This window comes from Gordonia sp. 852002-50395_SCH5434458 (assembly GCF_001665905.1).
GTDB lineage: Bacteria > Actinomycetota > Actinomycetes > Mycobacteriales > Mycobacteriaceae > Gordonia > Gordonia jacobaea.
Genome location: NZ_LZTC01000086.1, coordinates 1 through 2,835 on the forward strand (window position 1 = coordinate 1; position 2,835 = coordinate 2,835).

At 63.8% G+C, this 2,835-nt stretch carries 2 protein-coding genes; one reads left to right on the forward strand and one right to left on the reverse strand.

Features of this window, described 5'->3' with window-relative positions; all coding sequences use genetic code 11:
- Positions 1 to 10: 10 nt before the first annotated feature.
- The gene (locus tag A5785_RS18630; protein ID WP_082946617.1) at positions 11 to 1,636 is read left to right on the forward strand and encodes an endo-1,4-beta-xylanase; all 1,626 of its coding nucleotides are present in this window, start codon (positions 11 to 13) and stop codon (positions 1,634 to 1,636) included.
- A gap of 25 nt (positions 1,637 to 1,661) precedes the next feature.
- Here A5785_RS18630 and A5785_RS18635 read toward each other — a convergent pair whose 3' ends face one another.
- Positions 1,662 to 2,732, reverse strand: coding sequence for an LLM class F420-dependent oxidoreductase (locus tag A5785_RS18635; RefSeq protein WP_049700874.1), 1,071 nt, complete (start codon positions 2,730 to 2,732; stop codon positions 1,662 to 1,664).
- Positions 2,733 to 2,835: the final 103 nt, after the last annotated feature.

Here is a 2,835-nt window from a genome sequence, read left to right on the forward strand (position 1 = left end):
GCCTTACACTATGGCAGCAGTTATCGATGAATCGTCAACTACCATAGGCATAGCCGACTCGTCGCTGTACTCGATGAGCAGCGCCGACCTGAACGCAACCCTTGACAAAATCCAATCGCTGGGTGTGACAAGCGTGCGAGTACTCGTCCCGTGGGCCAGCGTCGAAAATCGTCAGGGCGTGTACGACTGGACCCAGCTCGATCAACTTGTCAACGCCGCACAATCCCGAGGGATCAGCTTGGTGGCGACGGTGGCCGCGACACCGTGGTGGGCAGGCAACATCATCAGCGGTCACACCGATCCGGCGGTGTACGCAGGCTTCACCACTGCCATCGCAACGCGCTACAAGGGCAAGATTTCGGGTTACGAAGTGTGGAACGAACCCAATTCGACGCTCTTCTATAACCCCATCGATCCCGCTGCTTATACGGCAATGCTGAAGGCCGCCTACACCGCCATCAAGGCGGCGGACCCCAACGCCGTCGTGATCGCCGGCGTCGTCGGGGCGGCCGTTACGAGTGGCATCACGCTGAACCCGGTCGACTTCATCTCTCAGATGTATGCGGCGGGCGCGGCGGGATACTTCAACGCCCTCTCGTACCACCCGTATCAATACGACGCGTCGTACTCGACCAATGACCACCCCGACGCGCCATCGCTGCAGATCGCGGCGATCCGCGCGCTCATGGCGCAGTATGGCGACTCCGCGAAGAAGATCTGGATCACCGAATACGGCCAGCCGACGACCGGCGCGTACACCGAAGCACGACAAGCTGAGTTCATCCGGGACTTCATCGAGACCTGGCAGAAGCAGGCCGGCGCCGGACCTATCTATATCTACGAAACGCGCGACACCAACACCGGGAGCAGCAGTACTGAGGAGAACTTCGGGCTCTTCCATACCGACTGGACCGCGAAACCCGCGGCCCAGGTCCTGGCCGAGCTCATCGCGAAGTACGCATCCGGATCCAATTCGGGCACACCGTCGACCGGCGGCGGAAACACAGGTGGTGGAAATACAGGCGGTGGAAACACGGGCGGTGGCAACACCGGCGGCGGAACCACGGACCCCGGGGCAGCGCTCAATGATGCTTTCCAGCAGATGATGGCCGCATTGGCTGCCCAGTTCCAGCAGATGTTGAACGACTTGGCAGCAGCACTGGGCAACGCGTACGGCGCCAATGCCGCCACGACCACAACTGTCACAAAGCTTGCCGCACAGGCAAGTACCGCGTCGGCCCCGGTCACGACGACCGCGACAACAGCGGCGGCGACAACGACCTCGACGGCCACCGCAACATCCACACCGCCAGCGACAACCACGCCGTCGGCAGCAACTCAATCGACGACACAATCCAAGGCGTCGTCGAGCGCAACCGCCACGCCAACGGCTACCGCAACACCTACGGCAACCGCAACGTCTACGGCCACACCCAAGGCAACTGCGACACCGACAGGCACAGCAACGCCCACGGCAACAGCAACGCCGACGGCAACAGCGACCGCAACACCCACGGCAACCGCAACGCCCTCGGCCACACCCAAGGCAACCGCGACGCCAACTGCCACAGCAACGCCCACGGCAACAGCGACCGCTACTAAGAGCTCGTCGAGCACATCAGCGAAAACCAACTGACCGCTGAATGCGGACGAAGGCTGGCTCAGCTCGCGAAGATCTCCGCGAGCTGGGCCATGTCTTCGACCCGCTCCTTGTGCGTCGGCGCCACCGGAGCCGCGAGGATGCACGTGACACCCGCCGCGCGGAACGCCGCGACGCGCTCTGCCACCAGCGAACGCGGACCGATCAGGCTCATCGCCTCGACCAGATCTGCGGGAACCGCCGCGGCGGCCTCGACCTTCTTGCCGTCGAGGTAGAGGTCCTGGATCTCCTTGGCCGCGTCGGCGTAGCCGTAACGCACGGCGAGCTGGTTGTAGAAGTTCTTTCCGCGCGCGCCCATGCCGCCGATGTACAGCGCCGCCTGATGCCGAACCATCTGCGAGGCGTTCTCGATCTGCTCCGCGTCCTCGGTCACTCGCGCGGTCGCCTGCACCACGATGCCCAGCTCGGGCAGCGACGGATCGCGCTTTGCCTTGCCCGCTGCGAGCGGTTCACCGAACGCGACGTCGACATGCTCGGGGTGGAACAGGAAGGGCTGGAACTCCTCGAACATCTCGGCCGCGACTTCAGTGTTCTTGGGGCCGATAGCAGCGAGCAGCATCGGAATACGTTCACGCACAGGGTGATTGATGATCTTCAGTGGCTTGCCAAGCCCGGTTCCGCCGTCCTCTTTGGTGAACGGCAGGGTGTAGTGCTTGCCCCGGTACTCCGTCTTCTCCCGACGCCAGATCAGTCGACAGATGTCGGCGTTCTCGCGAGCGCGCCCCACCGGGTAGTCGTACTTCACGCCGTGGAAACCCTCGATCACCTGCGGGCCGGACGCCCCGATGCCCAGCACGAAGCGACCACCGCTGATGAAGTCGAGGCCCGCAGCGGTCATCGCCAAGTTCGACGGCGTGCGCGAGTACATCGGCAGAATCGCCGACTGCAGCTCCATCTTCTCGGTGCGCGCCGCGATGTACCCCAGCTGGCTCACGGCGTCGAAGCTGTATGCCTCAGGCACCGCGATCCGAGCGACACCGGCCGCCTCGAAGTCGACGAGGTTGTCGATGGTCTCGCGAAAATCGCCGGCGTAGTTGATGGGCATACCGAGCTTGATGGCAGAAGCGGTCATGGTTTCGGATTCTTCCACAGCGCTTCGACGCCGCACTAGGCCCGCCCGAGCGCTCGTTCAACCGTCGCCGCTCCGCTGGTCGAGCGGCCCCCGCTGGTCGAGC